The sequence below is a fragment of the Streptomyces sp. NBC_01463 genome (assembly GCA_036227345.1).
In the GTDB taxonomy this organism is placed as follows: Bacteria; Actinomycetota; Actinomycetes; order Streptomycetales; family Streptomycetaceae; genus Streptomyces.
Genome location: CP109468.1, coordinates 2,425,281 through 2,443,218, shown reverse-complemented (window position 1 = coordinate 2,443,218; position 17,938 = coordinate 2,425,281). Strand labels below are relative to the sequence as shown.

The following is a 17,938-nucleotide window of genomic DNA, read 5'->3' as shown; positions in this document are numbered from 1 at the left end:
AGGTTCGGGCGAGGAGCGGTCAGAGTGCAGCGCTGGCGTGGCTTGGAGGACATCCCCCAGGACTGGGGACGCAGCGTCGTCACCATCGGCTCCTATGACGGGGTGCACCGCGGACACCAGCTGATCATCGGCCGGGCCGTCGAGCGGGCCCGTGAGCTGGGGGTGCCGTCGGTCGTCGTGACGTTCGATCCGCACCCCAGTGAGGTCGTCCGGCCCGGCAGCCACCCGCCGCTGCTCGCCCCGCACCACCGCCGTGCCGAGCTGATGGCCGAACTCGGTGTGGACGCGGTGCTGATCCTGCCGTTCACCACCGAGTTCTCGAAGCTCGCTCCGGCCGACTTCATCGTGAAGGTGCTCGTCGACAAGCTGCACGCGCAGCTCGTCATCGAGGGCCCCAACTTCCGCTTCGGCCACAAGGCCGCGGGGAACGTGCGGCTGCTCGCCGAGCTGGGCGAGACCTACGACTACCGCGTCGAGGTCATCGACCTCCGGGTGCGCGGCGAGGCGGGCGGCGGCGAGCCGTTCTCCTCCACGCTCACCCGGCGCCTCGTCGCCGAGGGGGACATGGCCGGCGCCGCCGAGATCCTGGGCCGCCCGCACCGCGTCGAGGGCATCGTCGTCCGCGGGGCGCAGCGCGGCCGCGAACTCGGCTTCCCCACCGCGAACGTGGAGACCCTGCCGCACACCGCGATCCCCGCCGACGGCGTGTACGCGGGCTGGCTGGAGGTGAACGGCGAGGCGATGCCCGCCGCGATCTCGGTCGGTACCAACCCGCAGTTCGACGGCACGGAGCGGACGGTGGAGGCGTACGCGATCGACCGCGTCGGCCTCGACCTGTACGGCCTGCACGTCGCCGTCGACTTCCTCGCGTACGTACGCGGCATGCTGAAGTTCGACTCGATCGACGATCTGCTGGTGGCGATGGCCGCGGACGTGAAGCGGTCCAGCGAGCTGGTCGCCGCGTACGACCGGGGCTGAACCGCTCCCTGAATCCGACGGCTCCGGCCGGGACCGCCGTCACGCGGTCCCGGCCGGAGCCGTATCCGTGCGCTGTGCCGTACGTGCCTCAGCTGTTGAGCTCCTCCAGCGTCCTGCCCTTGGTCTCCACGGCGAAGAGCGCGATGACCGCGCCCGCCGCGGCCACGCACCCCAGCTGGGTGAAGACCATGGTCAGACCGGCGCCCGAGCTGATGATCGCGCCGACGACGATCGGCCCGAGGATGACGCCGAGCCGGTTCCACACCCCGCCGAACGACGCCCCTCGGGCCCGGCTGCGGGTCGGGTAGAGCTCGGGTGTGTAGAGGTAGAGGCTCACGTTGGTGGCGAAGACGAAGAGCGTGGTGACCGAGGCCCACGCCGCGACCTGGCCGCCGGACGTGGCGCCGGAGACCGCCAGGGAGAACAGTGCGGCGGCCGCCCCGCCGAGTCCGACGGTCAGGGACACCCGGCGTCCCGCCCGGTCGATGACGAGCGCGACCAGCAGACAGCCGATCAGACCCGTCACATTGCTCAGCAGCGCGTAGTTGAGCGCGGTGCGCAGATCGAGTCCGAACTCCTTGGTGTAGAGCGAGGGCAGCCAGGTCGTGATGCCGTGGTTGACGTAGTACGCCACGAACCACAGCGCCGAGACCACGGCCGTGCGCCGCAGGTAGCGGCCCGTGAACAGGTCCCGCAGCCCGCCCCGCGAGGTCTCGACGGCGGTCGCGGGACCGGGGTCGGGGAGCTCGGCGCCGACCGACTTCGCCACGTCCTTCTCGATCCTGGCGATGACCTCTTCGGCCTCCGCGACCCGGCCCCGGGAGAGCAGCCAGCGCGGTGACTCGGGGACCTGGCGGCGCAGGACGACGACGAGCAGGACCGGCAGGGCGCCGATCAGGAACATCACCCGCCAGCCGAAGCTGGGCACCACCCAGCTCGCGACGAGCGTGGCCGTGGCGAGACCGGCCGGGAAGATGAGTTCGTAGAGCAGCACGAAACGGCCGCGGTGGTCCGCCCGGGCGATCTCGTTGATGTACGTGGCGGCGACCGGCACGACACCGCCGATGCCGAGACCCTGGACGAACCGGAAGAGGGTGAACAGGGCGAGGCCGGGGGAGAGGGCGACGGCGAGGCTGGCCAGCGCGGTCACGGCGACGCCCAGGGCGACGGTGTTCACCCGGCCGATCCGGTCGCCCAGCCAGCCCGCCACGAGCGCGCCGAGCAGCATCCCGACCGAGCCGCTGGTGACGATCATCGTGCCCTGACCGGTGCTCAGCTTCCACTGTTCGGTCAGGACGGGCAGCGCGGATGCGGTCAGCAGCTGGTCGAACGCCTCGAAGAACGTGACGGTGCCGATCAGGGTGCGGACCTTGATGTGCCAGCGAGAGCTCGGCAGGCGTTCGAGCCTGGCCGAGACGGAGCTCACGGCCGGGCCGTTGGCCACGATTGACATGGGGATCCTTCCGCGAACAGAGGAGTTGCGGTGACCCTAGAAAGAAGTCTCTTAGCGGTCAATAACTAAGCACTTAAATTTAATAACGAAGTGGAACCGGGGCCGAACCGCATCGAGGGCCCCGCGCCCGGCACCGGTTGTATCGTGAACACCGCACCGCGCGCCGTGCACGGTGTGCCCGGAAGGAGGCGCGGGGGCGCGGCAACGCACCGTCCTCCCATCGCACATGACTCGTAGAGCATCCGGCCGCCCCGACGCGGTCGACCTCGTCCTGGAGCAGTGGAAGCGCGAACTGCCCGGCCTCGACGCCTCCCCCATGGAGGTGCTAGGCCGTCTCCACCGCAGCTATCTGCGCTACCAGGGACTGCTGTCCGACCTCTTCGAATGCTTCGACCTGAACATGGCCGCCTTCGACGTGCTGGCGGCTCTGCGCAGGTCGGGGCCGCCCTACCGGCAGACCGCGGGACAGCTCGCGGACATCGCCCTGGTCACCACGGGCGGCATCACGCTGCGGCTCGACCGGCTGGAGAAGGCGGGCCTGGTGACCCGGGAGCGCGACGGGGCGGACCGCAGGATCGTCTACGCGTGCCTCACCGAACGCGGCATCGAGATCGCCGACGTGGTCGCCGTCGCCCACTTCGCCAACGAGGAACGGATGCTCGCCGAACTGTCCGCGGCCGAACGGCACCGGCTCGGCCTGCTGCTGGCCAAGCTCGAACGCTCGCTGGAGACGGCGGAACAGACCCCGCCCGACCGGGCCGCCCTCGCGGCGTCCATACGGCGGGAACCACCGCACCACACCTAGCACTCGTTATCCCAGCGCTCAGGCTCCGTCTATGGTGGCCGCACCAGGGCCGGGCGGACCGGGCCGGAGGAGGTCCGTACCGTGCGTGAACTGCTGTCGGAACTGCGGGCCTGGCACGACGCCGGCACGTCCTTCGCCCTGGCGACCGTCGTCTCCGTCCGCGGCAGCGCCCCCCGGGCACCCGGCGCCATGATGGCCGTGACCGCCGACGGGACGGTGGCCGGCAGCGTCTCCGGGGGCTGCGTCGAGGGCGCGGTCTACGAGGCGGCAGGCGAGGTGCTCGTCACCGGCACCCCGCAGCTGCACTCGTACGGGATCAGCGACGACGAGGCGTTCGGTGTCGGGCTGACCTGCGGCGGCACCATCGACGTCCTCGTCACCCCCTGCACCGACGCGGCCGACCGGAACTGGCTCCGGGAGGTGGGCGACACCGTCGCGCGCGGCGAACCGGTCGCCGTGGCCACCCTCCTCCCGGACGCCGGACGGGCCGGCGCGCGGCGGGTGGTCCGGCCGGACGGCACCGGGGGGACGCTGGGTGACGAAGGGCTCGACGCCGCCGTCACCGACGACGCCCGCGGCCTCCTCGCCCAGGGCGCGACCGGCCGCCAGTGGTACGGGACGCACGGCGAACGCCGGATGCAGGAGGTGTCCGTCTTCATCCAGACGTACGCGCCACCGCCCCGCATGATCGTCTTCGGCGCCATCGACCACGCGGCGGCGACCGCCCGCATCGGGTCCTTCCTCGGCTACCGGGTCACCGTCTGCGACGCCCGTCCGGCCTTCGCGACCCGCGAGCGCTTCCCCACCGCCGACGAGGTCGTCCGCGCCTGGCCGCACACCTATCTCTCGGCCACGGACGTCGACGCGCGGACCGTCCTGTGCGTGCTCACGCACGACCCCAAGTTCGACGTGCCGCTGCTGGTCGCCGCGCTGCGCACCCCGGCCGCCTACATCGGGGTGATGGGCAGCAGGCGCACCCACCTCGACCGGCTGGCCCGGCTGCGGGAGGAGGGCGTGAGCGAGGCCGAGCTGGCCCGGCTCGCCTCACCCGTCGGCCTCGACCTCGGCGCCCGGACACCCGAGGAGACGGCCGTCTCGATCGCCGCGGAGATCATCCAGCACCGGTGGGGCGGCAGCGGCCGGCCGCTCGGCGAACTGTCCGGCGCGATCCACCACCACGACGCCCGGAGGTAGCGGGCGGGCCCCTGCCCACGGGCCCGCCCGCCCGGTACTCCCTACGGCCGTGCGGCCACCGCCGCGTTCGCCCAGTGGCACGCCACCTGCGTCTCGCCGCCGCCCGCGAGCACCGGCAGATCCTTCGTACGGCAGGCGTCCGCGACACCCGCCCGCTCCGCCTCGCCCGACGCCAGGACCTGGCACCGCACATGGAAGCGGCAGCCCGACGGCACCTTGGACGGGTCCGGCGGCTCACCGGTCAGCACCACCGGATCGCCCTCGGCCTCCGGCAGCACCGACAACAGCGCCTGCGTGTACGGATGCTGCGGAGCCGTGAGGATCTGCTCGACGTCACCCGTCTCCACGATCCGGCCGAGATACATCACCGCCACCCGGTCCGCGATGTTCCACGCGAGACCGAGGTCGTGCGTCACCACCAGCGCGGACAGGCCCAGTTCGTCCCTCAGCCGCAGCAGCAGCGCCAGGATCTCGCCGCGCACCGAGGCGTCCAGCGAGGCCACCGGTTCGTCCGCCACGATGAGTTCCGGCTCCAGGACCAGCGCGCCCGCGATCACGACGCGCTGGCGCTGGCCGCCGGAGAGCTCGTGCGGGTAGCGCAGGAAGAACCGCTCCGGAGGCCGCAGCCCCGCCCGGGAGAGGGCGTTCGTCACCGCCTCCCGCTCGTCACCGCCGTACCGGTGGATCCGCAGGCCCTCGGCCACCGCGTCGTACACGGTGTGCCGAGGGTTCAGCGAACCGGAGGGGTCCTGCAGCACCAGCTGCACCCGCTTGCGGTACGCCTTCAGCGCACGGCTGCCGTAGTCGAGCGGCTTGCCGCCGAAGGTGACCTGGCCGCCCGTCGGGGGGACCAGGCCCAGCAGCGAGCGGGCCAGCGTCGTCTTGCCGCACCCCGACTCGCCGACCAGCGCGACGATCTCGCCCGGCCGGATGTCGAGGTCGACCCCGTCCACGGCACGCGCCGGGTCGGCCCCGTGCCTGCCGGGGAACGTGACCTGGAGCTCCCGCGCGCTGAGCAGGTCCGTGGTGGTGGTCATGATGTGCTCCTTGCTTCCTCGGCACCCGGCAGGACCGGGGCGGGTGCCCCTTCCGTACCCACCAGCACACACGCGGCCTCACGCCCCGGGCCCGCCACCCGCAGCACCTGGTCCTGCGTGGTGCAGGAGTCCAGGGCCACCGTGCAGCGCGGATGGAACGTGCAGCCGGCCGGCAGTGCCGACGGGTCCGGCGGATCGCCCGGCAGGCCCCGGGGCGCGAACCGCGAGGCCGGGTCGCCGATCCGCGGGAAGGCGCCGGACAGCGCCTTGCTGTACGGGTGGTGCGCCCGCTCGTAGACCTCGGACGCCGGACCCTGTTCCACGACCCGTCCCGCGTACATCACGGCGAGCCGGTCACAGGTGTCCGAGAGCACCGCGAGGTCATGGCTGATCATGATCAGACCGAGATCCTTCTCGGAGACCAGCTCCTCGATGAGCCGCAGGATCTGGGCCTGGATCATCACATCCAGGGCCGTCGTCGGCTCGTCGGCGATGATCAGGCCCGGATCGCAGGCGAGCGCCATCGCGATCATCACGCGCTGCCGCTGCCCGCCGGACAGCTCGTGCGGATAGGCGTCCGCCCGCGCGGCGGGCAGTCCCACCTGCTCCAGGAGCTCACCGGCCCGCTTCCGCGCGGCGGCCTGGCTCACCTTCTTGTGCAGCAGGATCGGCTCGGCGATCTGGTCCCCGATGCGGTGCACCGCGTTCAGCGAGTGCATCGCACCCTGGAAGACGATCGAGGCGCCCGCCCAGCGCACGGCCCTGACCTGGCCCCACTTCATGGCGAGGACGTCCTCGCCGTTCAGCAGGATCTCGCCGGTGACCTTCGTGCCCGCGGGCAGCAGCCGCAGCAGCGCGAGCGCCAGTGTGGACTTCCCGCAGCCCGACTCCCCGGCGATGCCGAGCTTCCGGCCCGCGTCGACCTCCAGGTTCACGCCGCGGACCGCCCGGGCCCCGCCGGCGTACGTCACCGTCAGATCGCGTACCTCGAGAAGAGGCGTCTTGCGGATGTTCGTCGTGCTCAACGGGCCACCCCCAGCTTGGGATTGAGGACGGACTCGATGGCGCGGCCGCACAGCGTGAACGCCAGGGCCACCAGGGCGATGGCGATACCGGGCGGTGCCAGGTACCACCAGTCGCCCGCGCTCACCGCACCGGCTTCGCGCGCGTCCTGGAGCATGCCGCCCCAGGAGGTGATGGTCGGGTCGCCGAGGCCCAGGAAGGCCAGCGTGGCCTCCGTCAGGATCGCACTGGAGATCACCAGCGTGGTCTGCGCGAGCACCAGCGGCATCACGTTCGGCAGCACGTGCCGGAGCATGATGTGGCCGTGCCCGCCGCCCAGCGCGCGGGCGCGCTCGATGTACGGACGGGACTCCACAGCGAGGGTCTGCGCCCGCACCAGACGGGCCGTCGTCGGCCAGGTGGTGACGCCGATCGCGATGATGACCGTCCACAGGGAGCGGTCCATCACGGTGGCCAGCGCGATCGCCAGGACCAGCGTCGGCATCACCAGGAACCAGTCGGTGACCCGCATCAGGACCGTCGAGTACCAGCCGCGGAAGTGCCCCGCGACGATCCCCACGACGGTGCCGATGGCCACGCAGAGGAAGGCCGCGAGCAGCCCCACCGTGAGCGAGACCCGGGCTCCCCACACCAGCAGCGCGAGGACACTGCGCCCGAACTGGTCGGTGCCGAGCGGGAACTCGGCGCTCGGTGACTCCAGGGCACCGCCCGGCGCCTCGGTGACGCTCTGCGCGTCCGCCCCGGTCAGTGCGGGGGCGAACACCGCGATCAGCGCGATCAGGACGAGCCCGGCCAGGCCCCACAGACCGCCGCGGTGACCGCGGTACTCCCGCCAGAACCTGGCGACGGAACGGCGCTTGCGGGCCCGGGCCAGGGCGCGCGGACTCTTGGCCGCGCCGGCGCCGGGATCTTCGGGCGCGGGCGCCTCGGTGTCCGGCGTGGACGCGGGCATGGATTCGGTCGTCATCGGCCCACCCGGGGATCGAGCAGCGGATACAGCAGATCGGCCAGGGTGTTCGCCAGGATCACCGCGGTGGCGAAGACGAAGAACAGCCCCTGGACGAGGGGAAGGTCGGGGACACTGAGCGCGGAGTAGAAGAGCCCGCCGAGTCCCGGCCAGGAGAACACCGTCTCGACCAGGATCTGTCCGGCGACCACGTGCCCCAGATTGACGAACATCAGCGTGAACGTCGGCAGCATCGCGTTGGGGACGGCGTGTCTGCGGCGCACCACGTCGTCGCGCAGCCCCTTGGCGCGGGCCGTCGTCAGGTAGTCGCTGCCCATCTCGTCGAGGAGCGATGAGCGCATCACCAGGAGGGTCTGCGCGTAACCGACCGCGACCAGGGTGATCACGGGGAGCACCATGTGGTGGGCGACGTCCATGATGTGCGCGAAGCCGGTCGCACCGTCGGTGGACGACAGACCGCCCGTCGGGAACATGCCGGGGATCGGGCCGACGCCCACCGCGAAGACGATGATCAGGAGCAGGCCGAGCCAGAACGACGGCACCGAGTAGAGCGTGAGCGCCAGCGCGGTGTTGAAGCGGTCGCTGTTCGACCCGTTGCGCCAGGCGGTACGGGTGCCGAGCCAGATGCCCAGCGCGCTGAAGAGGACGTACGCCGTGCCGGTGAGCAGCAGCGTCGCCGGGAGCGCCTCGATGATCTTGTCCATGACCGGGGCGTGGTACTGGAACGAGGTGCCGAAGTCGCCGGTGAGGGCGTCGCCCACGTAACTGGTGAACTGCTGCCACATCGGCTGGTCGAGGCCGAACTGGTGGCGCAGTGATTCGAGCTGTTCGGCCGAGACGCGCCGGCCGCCGGTCATCTGCTTCACCGGGTCGCTGGGGATGAGCCGGAAGAGGAAGAAGCTCGTGACCAGCACGGCGAACAGCGAGACCACCGCGCCGAAGATCTTCGCGGCCACGTACTTGAGATAGGCCTTGGTGTTGCGCGCCCGTGGGCCGCGGGCGGCCGGAGCGGCGGCCGGAGCCGGACCGTCCGTGTCCGCATCCGCCTGTTTCACGAGCGCCGGAGTGCTGTCAGCTGTCATGGGAACTCTCGTTACTCGTGCTGCACTTAGAGGGACCGGCCGGCGGGGCCCGGCTGCCCGGGCCCCGCCGCCGTTCGCTCTCATCCCGTCCGCGGGAACTACCCGCGGTCCGCGGAACTACTCGCGCTCGTCCGCTGTGGTGCGGCGGCGCCTGGAGATGAGGAACCCGCCGCCGGCGAGGACCACCACGGCGACCACGATGCCGATGACGAGCCCCGTGGAGCTCGAACCGGAGCCGCTGCTGTCACCGTTCGCGTCGTCGCTGCCGGCCGGAACGGCCGACCACCAGCTCCAGTACCCGTCCTGGCCGTAGATGTTGCCGGCCGCCTCGGGCATGGTCGTGATCGACTTGATCTGGTCGGTGCGGTAGGCCTCGACCGCGTTCGGGTACGCGATGACGTTCATGTACCCGGAGTCGTACAGCCAGGACTGCATCTGGCCGACGATGTCCGCCCGCTTGGCGGGGTCGTACTCGGCGAGCTGCTTCTTGTAGAGGCTGTCGAACGTCTTGTCGCAGATGAAGTTGTCCGTGGCCGCGCTCGCCTTGGCCTTGGTCGGCAGGGCGGCGCAGGTGTGGATGCCGAGGACGAAGTCCGGGTCCGGGTTGACGGACCAGCCGTCGAAGGCGAGGTCGTACTCACCGGCGTACCAGGGGACGGAGACGTCGTCGAGGCAGTCGACCTTGAGCCCGACGCCGAGCTTGCCCCACCACTCCTTGAGGTACTTGCCGATCGCCTTGTCGTTCGGGTCCGTCGCGTGGCACAGGATGCGCAGGTCGAGCGCCTTGCCGTCCTTGCCGACGCGCTTGCCGTCCTTGAGCGCGTAGCCCGCCTGGTCCAGGAGCTTGCCGGCCTTGGCCGGGTCGTAGGCCAGGCTCTGGCTCGCCGACGGCTTCCACTCGTACGCCGAGAAGCGCGGCGGGATGTACCCCTGGCCCTCGACGGCGTGGCCCTGGAAGACCTTGTCGATGATCGTCTTGCGGTCGATCGACAGGAACAGCGCCTGACGGACCTTCTGGTCGAGCAGCGCCTTGTTGCCGTTGCCGAACTTCTTGCCGTCCTTGGTCTGCGCACCCGGGTTGGTGGCCAGCGCGAAGAAGCGGCGGCCCGGACCCTCGTTGACCTTGATGTTCGCCTCGCCCTTGAGCGAAGCGGCCTGGGCGGGCGTCAGGGCCGGAGAGCCGGCGACGAAGGAGACCTCACCCTTGCGGAGCGCGGCGACGGCGGCGTCCTGGTCCTTGTACGTCTTGAAGACCAGCTCGTCGAACTTGGGCTTGCCGCGCCAGAAGTCCTTGTTGGCCTTGAGCTTCACGTACTGGTCGACCTTGTAGTCGCTCAGGACGAAGGGCCCGTTGCCGACGATCGGGAAGTCGGTGTCGTTGTTGAACTTCGAGAAGTCCTTGACCTTCTCCCAGACGTGCTTGGGGACGATCGGGACATCGAGCGCGGCCATCGTGGCCTGCGGTTCCTTGAGCTCGATGACCAGCTTCGTCGGGCTGGGGGCCGTGACCTTCTTGAAGTTGGTGACGAAGCTGCCGTTCGCCTGCGCGGCGCCCTCGTCGGTCATGATCTTGTTGAACGTCCAGGCCGCGTCCTCGGCGGTGGCCTGCTGACCGTCCGACCACTTGGAGTTGGACCGAATGGTGTACGTCCACGTCAGCTTGTCGGCCGACGGCTCCCACTTGGTGGCGAGACCCGGGACGGCGTGATTGTCCTTCGGGTCGTAGTTCGTCAGGAAGTCGTACATGAGCCGGGAGACGCTCGTGCTCAGCAGCTTCTGGGCGAGGAACGGGCTCAGTGAGTCGACGCTCTGCGCGACCGCGACGGTCAGCGTCTTGTTGCCGCTGTCGGCGGCCTGCGCCTGCTGGGGAGCGGCCCCGAGGGGCATGCCCGGTACGACGGACCCGGCTGCGAGCGCAAGGGCCGCGGCGCCGGACGCCAGGAGGATACGCAGACGTGAACGTGGCTGGGCGGAGGGCGGTGGAACTCTTTCGACCATGGTCAGGGACCTCGCGTCATGACTCGCACGGAGAAGGCGGGTTGATCTGTGGTTCGCCAGCTGGTGAAGCGAAGGTTTATCAGCGGTGGTCGAGCCACGTCAACGGTCACCGAAACCGCGTGTGGTCTGCGGGAATGCAATGAGGGTCCCCATCGCGGAAGCGATGTGGACCCTCATTGGTTCAGACCTCTGACGCCTTACTGCTGAGGCGCTGGCGGCGGCTGCGGAGGCTGCTGCTGCCACCCCGCGGGCGGAACCGGACCCTGGAGTTCCGGGTGTGCGGGCTGCCCCGGCTGACCTGGCTGTCCGCCCTGTTGCTGCGGCTGCGGCGGACCGGCCTGACCGGCCGCCGACTGGGCCTGCGAGGGCAGCGACTGCTGCCAGTTCTGCCCGGCGCCCGGTGCCGGCTGCGGGGGATAGGGCTGCTGCGGCTGTCCGCCGTAGGGCTGCCCCTGCTGGGGCGGGTACGGCTGGCCCGGCTGCTGTCCCTGCTGGGGCGGGTAGGGCTGCTGGGGTGCGTACGGCTGCTGCTGCGGGACCTGCTGACCGGGCATCTGCTGACCGGGCATCGGCGGGGCGTACTGCGGCGGCGGGCTGCTGCCGTCCGACGTCCACAGCCCCTGCTGCTGCTGGGCGCGCGCGAAGTCCTCGGCGACCAGGGCGGAGAGGTGGAAGTACGCGTCCCGGGTCTTCGGGCGCATCATGTCGAGGTCGACCTCGGCGCCGGCCGACAGGTGCTCGTCGAACGGGACGACGACCACGCCGCGGCAGCGCGTCTCGAAGTGCTGGACGATGTCATCGACCTTGATCATCTTCCCGGTCTCGCGAACTCCGGAGATGACCGTGAGGGACCGCTGGACCAGGTCCGCGTAGCCGTGCGCCGACAGCCAGTCCAGCGTGGTGGAGGCGCTTGACGCACCGTCGACCGACGGGGTGGAGATGATGATCAGCTGGTCGGCGAGGTCCAGCACTCCGCGCATGGCGCTGTACAGCAGCCCCGTGCCCGAGTCCGTGAGGATGATCGGGTACTGCTTGCCCAGCACCTCGATCGCCCGGCGGTAGTCCTCGTCGTTGAACGTGGTCGAGACCGCCGGGTCCACGTCGTTGGCGATGATCTCCAGGCCGGAGGGCGCCTGCGAGGTGAACCGCCGGATGTCCATGTACGAGTTGAGGTGCGGGATCGCGTGCACCAGGTCGCGGATGGTCGCGCCGGTCTCCCGGCGGACCCGGCGGCCCAGCGTGCCGGCGTCCGGGTTGGCGTCGATGGCGAGGATCTTGTCCTGCCGCTCGGTGGCCAGGGTCGCGCCGAGCGCGGTGGTCGTCGTGGTCTTGCCGACGCCGCCCTTGAGGCTGATCACCGCGATCCGGTAGCAGGAGAGCACCGGGGTGCGGATCAGCTCCAGCTTGCGCTGCCGCTCGATCTCCTCCTTCTTGCCGCCCAGCTTGAAGCGGGACGCACCGGACGGGTTGCGGCTGCTCTTCGTCTTCTGCTTGCCCCGGACCAGCCGGTCGGAGGACAGCTCGACGGCGGCCGTGTAGCCGATCGGGGCACCCGGCATCGAACGCTCGCGCTGGTCATGGGTGACCGGCATAGGCCAGGCGCTCCCGGCACGCGGATCGACGGGCGGCCCCTGCGGCGGGAGTTGCTGGGGCTGCTGCGCCTGCTGTGGCAGATGCTGCTGCGGAGAGATCTGCGCGGGCAGATTCGGCGTGGCCGGGGCGGGAGCCGGAACGGGCGGCTGGGTGCCTTGGGGGAAGCCGTACGCGCTCGGCGGCTGCGGCTGCTGAGGGGCCTGCGGGTGTTGAGGTGCCTGGGGCAGCTGCGGAGCCTGGGGTGTCTGCGCTGCCTGAGGCATCTGAGGCGATTGAGGCGTCTGAGGTGTCGCCGGGGGCAGCGCCGCGCTCGGCTGCTGCTGCCCGGGCCACTGGGGCGCCTGCGAGGCCTGGGGCGGCTGCGGTGCCTGCGGGGCGGCCGGCGGCGGGAGCTGGGCCGGGGCGCCGGCCGGGGGCAGGGCCTGCTGCGGATGCGGCTGCTGAGGGAAGCCGTATCCGGGCTGCGGTGCCGGAGCGCCCGGCTGGGGCTGCTGCGGCGCCGGGGGAGCCTGCTGGCCCTGCGGGGCCTGGGCCGCGGGCGCCTTCGGGAAGCCGTAGCCGCCGGGCGCCTCGTTGGCCGGAGTGGCCGGAGTGGCCGGAGTGGCCGGAGTGGCCGGAGTGGCCGGGGGCCAGTGGGACGCCGGCTGTGGCGCGGCGGGCTGCGGCGTCGCGGGCTGGAACGAGGGCGGCAGCGGCGGCAGTCCGCCCGGCGCCGGGGCCGGCGTCCAGGGGGCCGGCGACGCGTCCTGGGGCGTGTTGTCGAACGGTACGTCGAGAGGGGCGGCGTCCGCGACGGCGGCCGGGGGCACGGAGTCGGACGGTACGGAGTCGGAGGGCACGGCGTCGTTGGGCTCGTCGGACCGCGGGGCGCCGGAGGCGTCGGGGCCGGAGGCGTCGGCGGTCACGCCGTCCAGGGGCGGGGCGTCGGCAGGCTCGTCGCCGTCGGCCTCGGGGGCCTCGGCCTCCGCCTCCGCGGGAACGAAGTCGGCCGGAACGACGTCTGCCGGTACCGCGTCCGCCGGAACCGCATCGGACGGAACCGCATCGGACGGCGTCGCGTCGGACGAATCCTCGGCGGCGTCCGAGGCCGCGGCGTCATCGCCGGAGCCGTCGTGCGCGGCCTCCGCGTTCACGTCCGGGTCCACGGCCGCATCGGCACGTGAACCGGCGCCGTCGGCCGTGTCCGTACCGTCATCCGTTCCGTCCGCGCCGTCCGCCTCCGCCTCCGCAGCCGGGCCGTCCGCGTCGTCGCTCTCCGCCCGGGCGGCGGCCTCGCGCTCCGCGATCTCCCGCTTCAGTGCGGCGGACGAGAACCGCATCGTCGCGCCGCTCTCCACATCGCCGCTCCCGAAGGGGTCCGGCGAGGCGCCGGACTCGGCCGTGCCGTGTGCGGAGGCCGGCGGCGCCGGAGTCCAGTCGGGCTCGAACCCGCTCCCGGGCGGGAGCCCGGGCACGGACACCGGGGCGCCGCTGGGCGGCGGAGGCGCCAGATACGACCCGGCGCCGCCCGAGGAGTCGCCCGGCGCGTTCTGCGTGTACCAGGCGGGCGGGGTGTAGTCGATGGTGAACTCACCCGTCATCTCTGCGGGCTCCGCGTCGGACGACTCGTCGACGGGCTTGTTCCAGCCCCCGCGCATCTCGTCCCGATCGCCGTTCACTTTGCCTCCTGGTGTGGTCGAGCACCCTTGTGCCGTGGGGGGTGGGGGCCACCGTCTTCCGTCGTGCGAACCGCCCGGCTCTCCCCCTGGGACGCGCATCGCCTGCCCGCAGGTTCTTCTGCCGCGCCCGGACCCACCCTAATCGTCATCGGGGCCGCTACGGCAGGCCGTACAGCACCGCGGCAGCTGTCCCGTACGTCACGTACTGCCCTCAAGTGGACTGAGTACGACAGGCGATGACCCGCAAAGCGGTCAAACATGCACATCCGTGCAGGGGAATCTGAACAATTCGTACACGCTGCCCCTGCGCCGTCAGTCCATCCGGCGTGCGCTGCCGAGCAGTCCCGATTCCGCATCGGTCGGCAGGGTGCGCACGAACCGCCGGTCCCGCCGGGTGCACCAGAGGGTGACCCCGTCCGTCAGGGTGGACAGGGTCCTGGTCTCCTCGGCGTCGAGACCCATCAGCCGGCCGATCTGTGCGGCCTCGTCGGGGGACACCCGCTGGACGCCGGCCAGGGACGACTTCTCCATCAGCCCGGCCGCCGCCGGACTCAGATACGGAAGCAGCGTCACCACCGACTGCCAGGGGCCGGAGGTCACGCGCCCACGCGGTGGCCTTATGCCGCAGTCACGCACCACGACGACCGGGGACCCTGCGCAGGGGCCCTGCGGCGGGACCCGTCCCACCTCGTGCAGCGTGATGCCGCAGCCGTCACCGCCGGCCGCCCGCACCAGCTCCGCCCAGGCGGCGGCCCGACCCGTCTCCACCACGATCCGCGCGCCCGTCGCGGCCGCCCGCAGCGCGAGCACCTGCGCCGTCCACAGGCCGCCGATCAGCGTGACGTCGTACGGCGTGGGCCGGTTGAGGCCGAGCACGGCCGGGCTGCCCTCGCCGTCCACGCCGATCACCACGCCGTCGTCGCCGACCGGCAGGGCCAGCGACGCCAGCTGGTCGGGGCGGACCGTGTGCCGGGGCAGGCGCGGACGGGGCAGTACGAACCCCAGCAGCCCGCGGGCGCGTGCGGGTACGGACATCAGCGGGCACCTCCGAGCGGCAGTGTCGCGAGCAGTCCGGGCAGCTGTTCGCGGTCGAGCCGGACCAGCGAGGTCCCCACCCCGCGCGCCGTCCGCTCCAACTCGTGCCTGGCGGCCAGGAGTTCACGGTCGTCGCGGCCGGTGACCCGGAGGTGGCCGATGACCGAGGTCTCCTGCCGTTCGCCGTGTCCCAGCGTGAGGCTGAAGGTCGTGGCCAGGGCCGGGACCGAGGTGAGCAGCGCGACGAGCCGCGGCATCGGGGCACCGCCGCCGAACTCCGGCCAGCGGCGCACCCAGTACGTGGTGTGCGGCCGGCCGTCGCACCACCAGGCGCGCGAGGTCTCCCGGGTACGACGGGCGGGCGTCCCGCCCCGGCCGGCCCGCGCCGTGACCGCCGGGCTCGCGCAGGCGGACGTGGCCAGGGCGGCGCCGAGCTCCTGCTCAGCCAGCACCGTCGCGGTGAACCCGCCACCGGTCAGCCGGCCGGCCAGCTGGTCGGCCGCGCGCACCAGGCACTTCTGCGCACCGGCGAGACCGCCGCCGCGTGCCCGTACGGCCTCCGGGCAGAGCTCCGGAGCCAGCTTCAGCGCGATCCAGGTGATCCGGACCGCGGGGGAACCCGTGCGGGCCTGCAGGGGTGCGTAGTTGCGGGCCGCGACCGATTCCTCCGGCAGCTGCGGCGCGGGCGCCGGCTGGGTGTGCTGGACGATCTGCGCCGACTCCAGCCGGATGCCGTCGACGTCGAGCGCGTCCCGCACGAGGGTCAGGGGCAGCGGACGCGCGGACCGGTCCGGACGCAGCGCAGTCCCGTCCGCGTCGATCCGGATGACGGCCGTCAGATACGTACCGTCGCCGATCATGCCGACCGGCCGCCGGTCGCGGTCCCCGAACGCGTAGGTGCGCAGGGCCGGTTCGCACTCGGCCACGGGCGCGATGCCCGGATCCGTGCCCGCCGCCGGCACCCTCGACGCGGCCCCGCGGGTACGGGCCCGCAACGCGAGGACCGAGGACAGCAGCGCGGGAAGGGAGCGGCGGTGCCTGCGGACGACGGCGAGCACCACCAGCAGCCCGGCCGGCACCGCGGCCGGGGCCAGCAGCAGGGGGTCGGCCACCCAGGCGCAGAGCAGCAGCGCCGCCGCGATCTCGACCAGGACGAGCTGGTGCAGCCGGAACGGTCCGAACGGCCCGGCCCGCCCGCTCAGCCGCGCCAGGCCCGGCCCGCCGGCCCGGCGGACTGCGGGGGCCGGCGAGCCCCCGGCCGGAGCCGGCCGTGTCGCGGAAGCCGTCATCGCGGCACGCCCCCGTTCATCCGGCCCCGGGCCCCCGTTGCGACCCGTGCCACGCCCGTACCGCCGAGGTCTCCGGCGGGGTGAATCACCCTACCCGGCCCGCAACACCCCTGAATCGACAGGCATAGTAGGGGTCGGCCCGGCATCGGGGGTCCGTACGGGACGCCGGCCGCAGTCGTTCCCGGTGCCGTGCGGACGGACTCGGGGGACGGGCGGACTCATGGCATCGCGGCGCGACGAACTCAACGCGTACACCTTCGCGAAGCGGCGCATGGTGGCGGCGTTCCTGGGGCCCTCGCCCACCGGCACCGACGAGGGCGCCCCGCGTCCCCTGCGCGCCGTCGTTCCGGGACTCGTCGCCGGCGCCCTGATCCTCGCCGGCTTCGGCGCCTACGGGATGTTCAGACCGGCCGCCCCCAAGGACTGGGACGCCCCCGGCACCAAGGTGATCGTCGGCAAGACGTCGACCACCCGCTACGTGGTGCTCACCACCGGCAGGGGCGCGGACGCCAGGACGCTCCTGCACCCCGTGCTGAACCTCGCCTCGGCCAGGCTGCTGCTGACCCCGCAGAACTACGGCGTCGTCCAGGTCGACGACGACATCCTCGACGCGGGCAGGCCCGCGCGCGGTCCGGTCCTCGGCATCCCCTACGCCCCCGACCGGCTGCCCGAGAAGGAGGACGCGGGCACCGCCAAGCGCTGGGCCGTCTGCGTACAGCCCGGCGGCAGGGGCGACACCGTGCAGAAGGCCGCCTTCGTCCTCGCCGAACGCGACAAGGAACTGACCGAGGGCCCCGGCCGGCTCACCGGCGGCCAAATCCTCTACGTCAGGGGACAGGACGCGACCCGCTACCTCGTCGACGCCCGCGGCACCAAGTACCGCATCGACGAGACCGCCGCCGACCTCGGCCATCTGACCGACGCCCTGGTCGGCGCCGCCCAGCCGCAGCCCGTCACCGACGACTGGCTGGCCACCCTGCACGACGGCAGCCCGGTCGCCTTCCCGCACATCCCCGGCAAGGTCGGCGCCCCCGCACACATCGCGGGACACCTCTCCGCCCGGGAGAACCGTGTCGGCACGGTGCTGCGCACCAGGAACGGTGAGGGCACCGCTCATTACGTCGTTCTCGACGGCCGGGTCGAGAAGGTCTCCGAGTTCACCGCCTGGCTGCTGGTCAACTCCCCGCAGACCGCCGCGCTCGACCTGGCCGGAGAGGCGCGTGCCGCCGGACTCCAGGACTTCGTCCCCGAGTCCGGGACCTTCGCCGGGCAGGCGGCGCACTGGCCCGCGCACAAGGCCGTCCGGGCCAACACCGCCGGCGCCGGCGGCTCGGGCCGCGACACCGTCTGCAACGTGCTGCGCCGCACGGACGGCACGGGCCGCGCCACACTGAGCACCTGGGCGGGCCCGGCGTACCCCGCGCCCGTCGGCGCCGGCGGCACGAGCACGTACGTCACCCCGGGCAGCGGGCTCCTCTACACCCAGGTCCGCGAAGGACAGACGAGCCCGGACGGATCACTCTTCCTGGTGACCGACACCGGACTGCGGTACGCGGTTCAGGCGAACGGCGACAGCGACACCGCCCGCTCCGGGATCGGGGCCGGCGGTGCGGCGGCCGGCCAGGACGGGCGGCCCGAACCGAGCCAGGCGCAGATCAGGCTCGGCTACGGGACGGTGCGGCCCGTCCTGGTCCCCCTCGCCTGGTCGGAGTTCCTGGCCAAGGGTCCCCGGCTCGACACCAACAGCGCCCGCAGACCGCAGGGTTCCTGACGGAGCCAGGAGCGAAGCACCGGCGGGACACCAATGGACAGAAGCGGGGGAGAGA

General features: G+C 72.2%; 13 protein-coding genes. 4 read left to right on the top strand and 9 right to left on the bottom strand.

Annotated features, from left to right (window positions below):
- Positions 1–24: 24 nt before the first annotated feature.
- Positions 25–978, top strand: coding sequence for a bifunctional riboflavin kinase/FAD synthetase (locus OG521_10555; GenBank protein ID WUW21205.1), 954 nt, complete (start codon positions 25–27; stop codon positions 976–978).
- A gap of 88 nt (positions 979–1,066) precedes the next feature.
- Here the strand turns inward: OG521_10555 and OG521_10550 are convergent, their stop codons facing one another.
- The gene (locus tag OG521_10550) at positions 1,067–2,431 is read right to left on the bottom strand and encodes an MFS transporter (protein ID WUW21204.1); all 1,365 of its coding nucleotides are present in this window, start codon (positions 2,429–2,431) and stop codon (positions 1,067–1,069) included.
- Positions 2,432–2,657: 226 nt separating this feature from the next.
- On the opposite strand from OG521_10550, the gene OG521_10545 reads away from it, so the two are divergent.
- Together OG521_10545 and OG521_10540 are read left to right on the top strand one after the other, a co-directional pair.
- On the top strand, positions 2,658–3,236 hold the full coding sequence (locus OG521_10545; protein WUW21203.1) for a MarR family transcriptional regulator: 579 nt from the start codon (positions 2,658–2,660) through the stop codon (positions 3,234–3,236).
- A gap of 81 nt (positions 3,237–3,317) precedes the next feature.
- Positions 3,318–4,430 (top strand): XdhC family protein, encoded by a 1,113-nt coding sequence (locus tag OG521_10540; GenBank protein WUW21202.1) that lies wholly within the window; start codon positions 3,318–3,320, stop codon positions 4,428–4,430.
- A gap of 41 nt (positions 4,431–4,471) precedes the next feature.
- On the opposite strand, the gene OG521_10535 is transcribed toward OG521_10540, so the two are convergent.
- The 8 genes from OG521_10535 to eccE form a co-directional block, all read right to left on the bottom strand.
- On the bottom strand, positions 4,472–5,467 hold the full coding sequence (locus OG521_10535) for an ABC transporter ATP-binding protein (protein ID WUW21201.1): 996 nt from the start codon (positions 5,465–5,467) through the stop codon (positions 4,472–4,474).
- Positions 5,464–6,492, bottom strand: coding sequence for an ABC transporter ATP-binding protein (locus OG521_10530; protein WUW21200.1), 1,029 nt, complete (start codon positions 6,490–6,492; stop codon positions 5,464–5,466). Before OG521_10530 ends, OG521_10535 begins: the two co-directional genes overlap by 4 nt.
- Positions 6,489–7,442 (bottom strand): ABC transporter permease, encoded by a 954-nt coding sequence (locus OG521_10525; protein WUW26636.1) that lies wholly within the window; start codon positions 7,440–7,442, stop codon positions 6,489–6,491. Before OG521_10525 ends, OG521_10530 begins: the two co-directional genes overlap by 4 nt.
- Positions 7,443–7,453: 11 nt before the next feature.
- A complete protein-coding gene (locus tag OG521_10520; protein WUW21199.1) occupies positions 7,454–8,539 on the bottom strand; it encodes an ABC transporter permease in 1,086 nt (361 codons plus the stop codon).
- 117 nt (positions 8,540–8,656) lie between these two features.
- Positions 8,657–10,537, bottom strand: a complete 1,881-nt coding sequence (locus OG521_10515; GenBank protein ID WUW21198.1) for an ABC transporter substrate-binding protein — start codon at positions 10,535–10,537, stop codon at positions 8,657–8,659.
- Between the two features lie 197 nt (positions 10,538–10,734).
- Positions 10,735–13,788 carry an SCO5717 family growth-regulating ATPase gene (locus OG521_10510; GenBank protein ID WUW21197.1) on the bottom strand — a complete coding sequence of 1,018 codons (3,054 nt, stop codon included), beginning with the start codon at positions 13,786–13,788 and terminating at the stop codon, positions 10,735–10,737.
- 312 nt (positions 13,789–14,100) lie between these two features.
- The gene (locus OG521_10505) at positions 14,101–14,823 is read right to left on the bottom strand and encodes a hypothetical protein (protein WUW21196.1); all 723 of its coding nucleotides are present in this window, start codon (positions 14,821–14,823) and stop codon (positions 14,101–14,103) included.
- A complete protein-coding gene (gene eccE, locus OG521_10500; protein ID WUW21195.1) occupies positions 14,823–16,112 on the bottom strand; it encodes a type VII secretion protein EccE in 1,290 nt (429 codons plus the stop codon). The genes OG521_10505 and eccE overlap by 1 nt, the downstream gene beginning before the upstream one ends.
- A 220-nt stretch (positions 16,113–16,332) precedes the next feature.
- On the opposite strand from eccE, the gene eccB reads away from it, so the two are divergent.
- The gene (eccB, locus tag OG521_10495; protein ID WUW21194.1) at positions 16,333–17,883 is read left to right on the top strand and encodes a type VII secretion protein EccB; all 1,551 of its coding nucleotides are present in this window, start codon (positions 16,333–16,335) and stop codon (positions 17,881–17,883) included.
- The last annotated feature ends 55 nt before the right edge of the window (positions 17,884–17,938 follow it).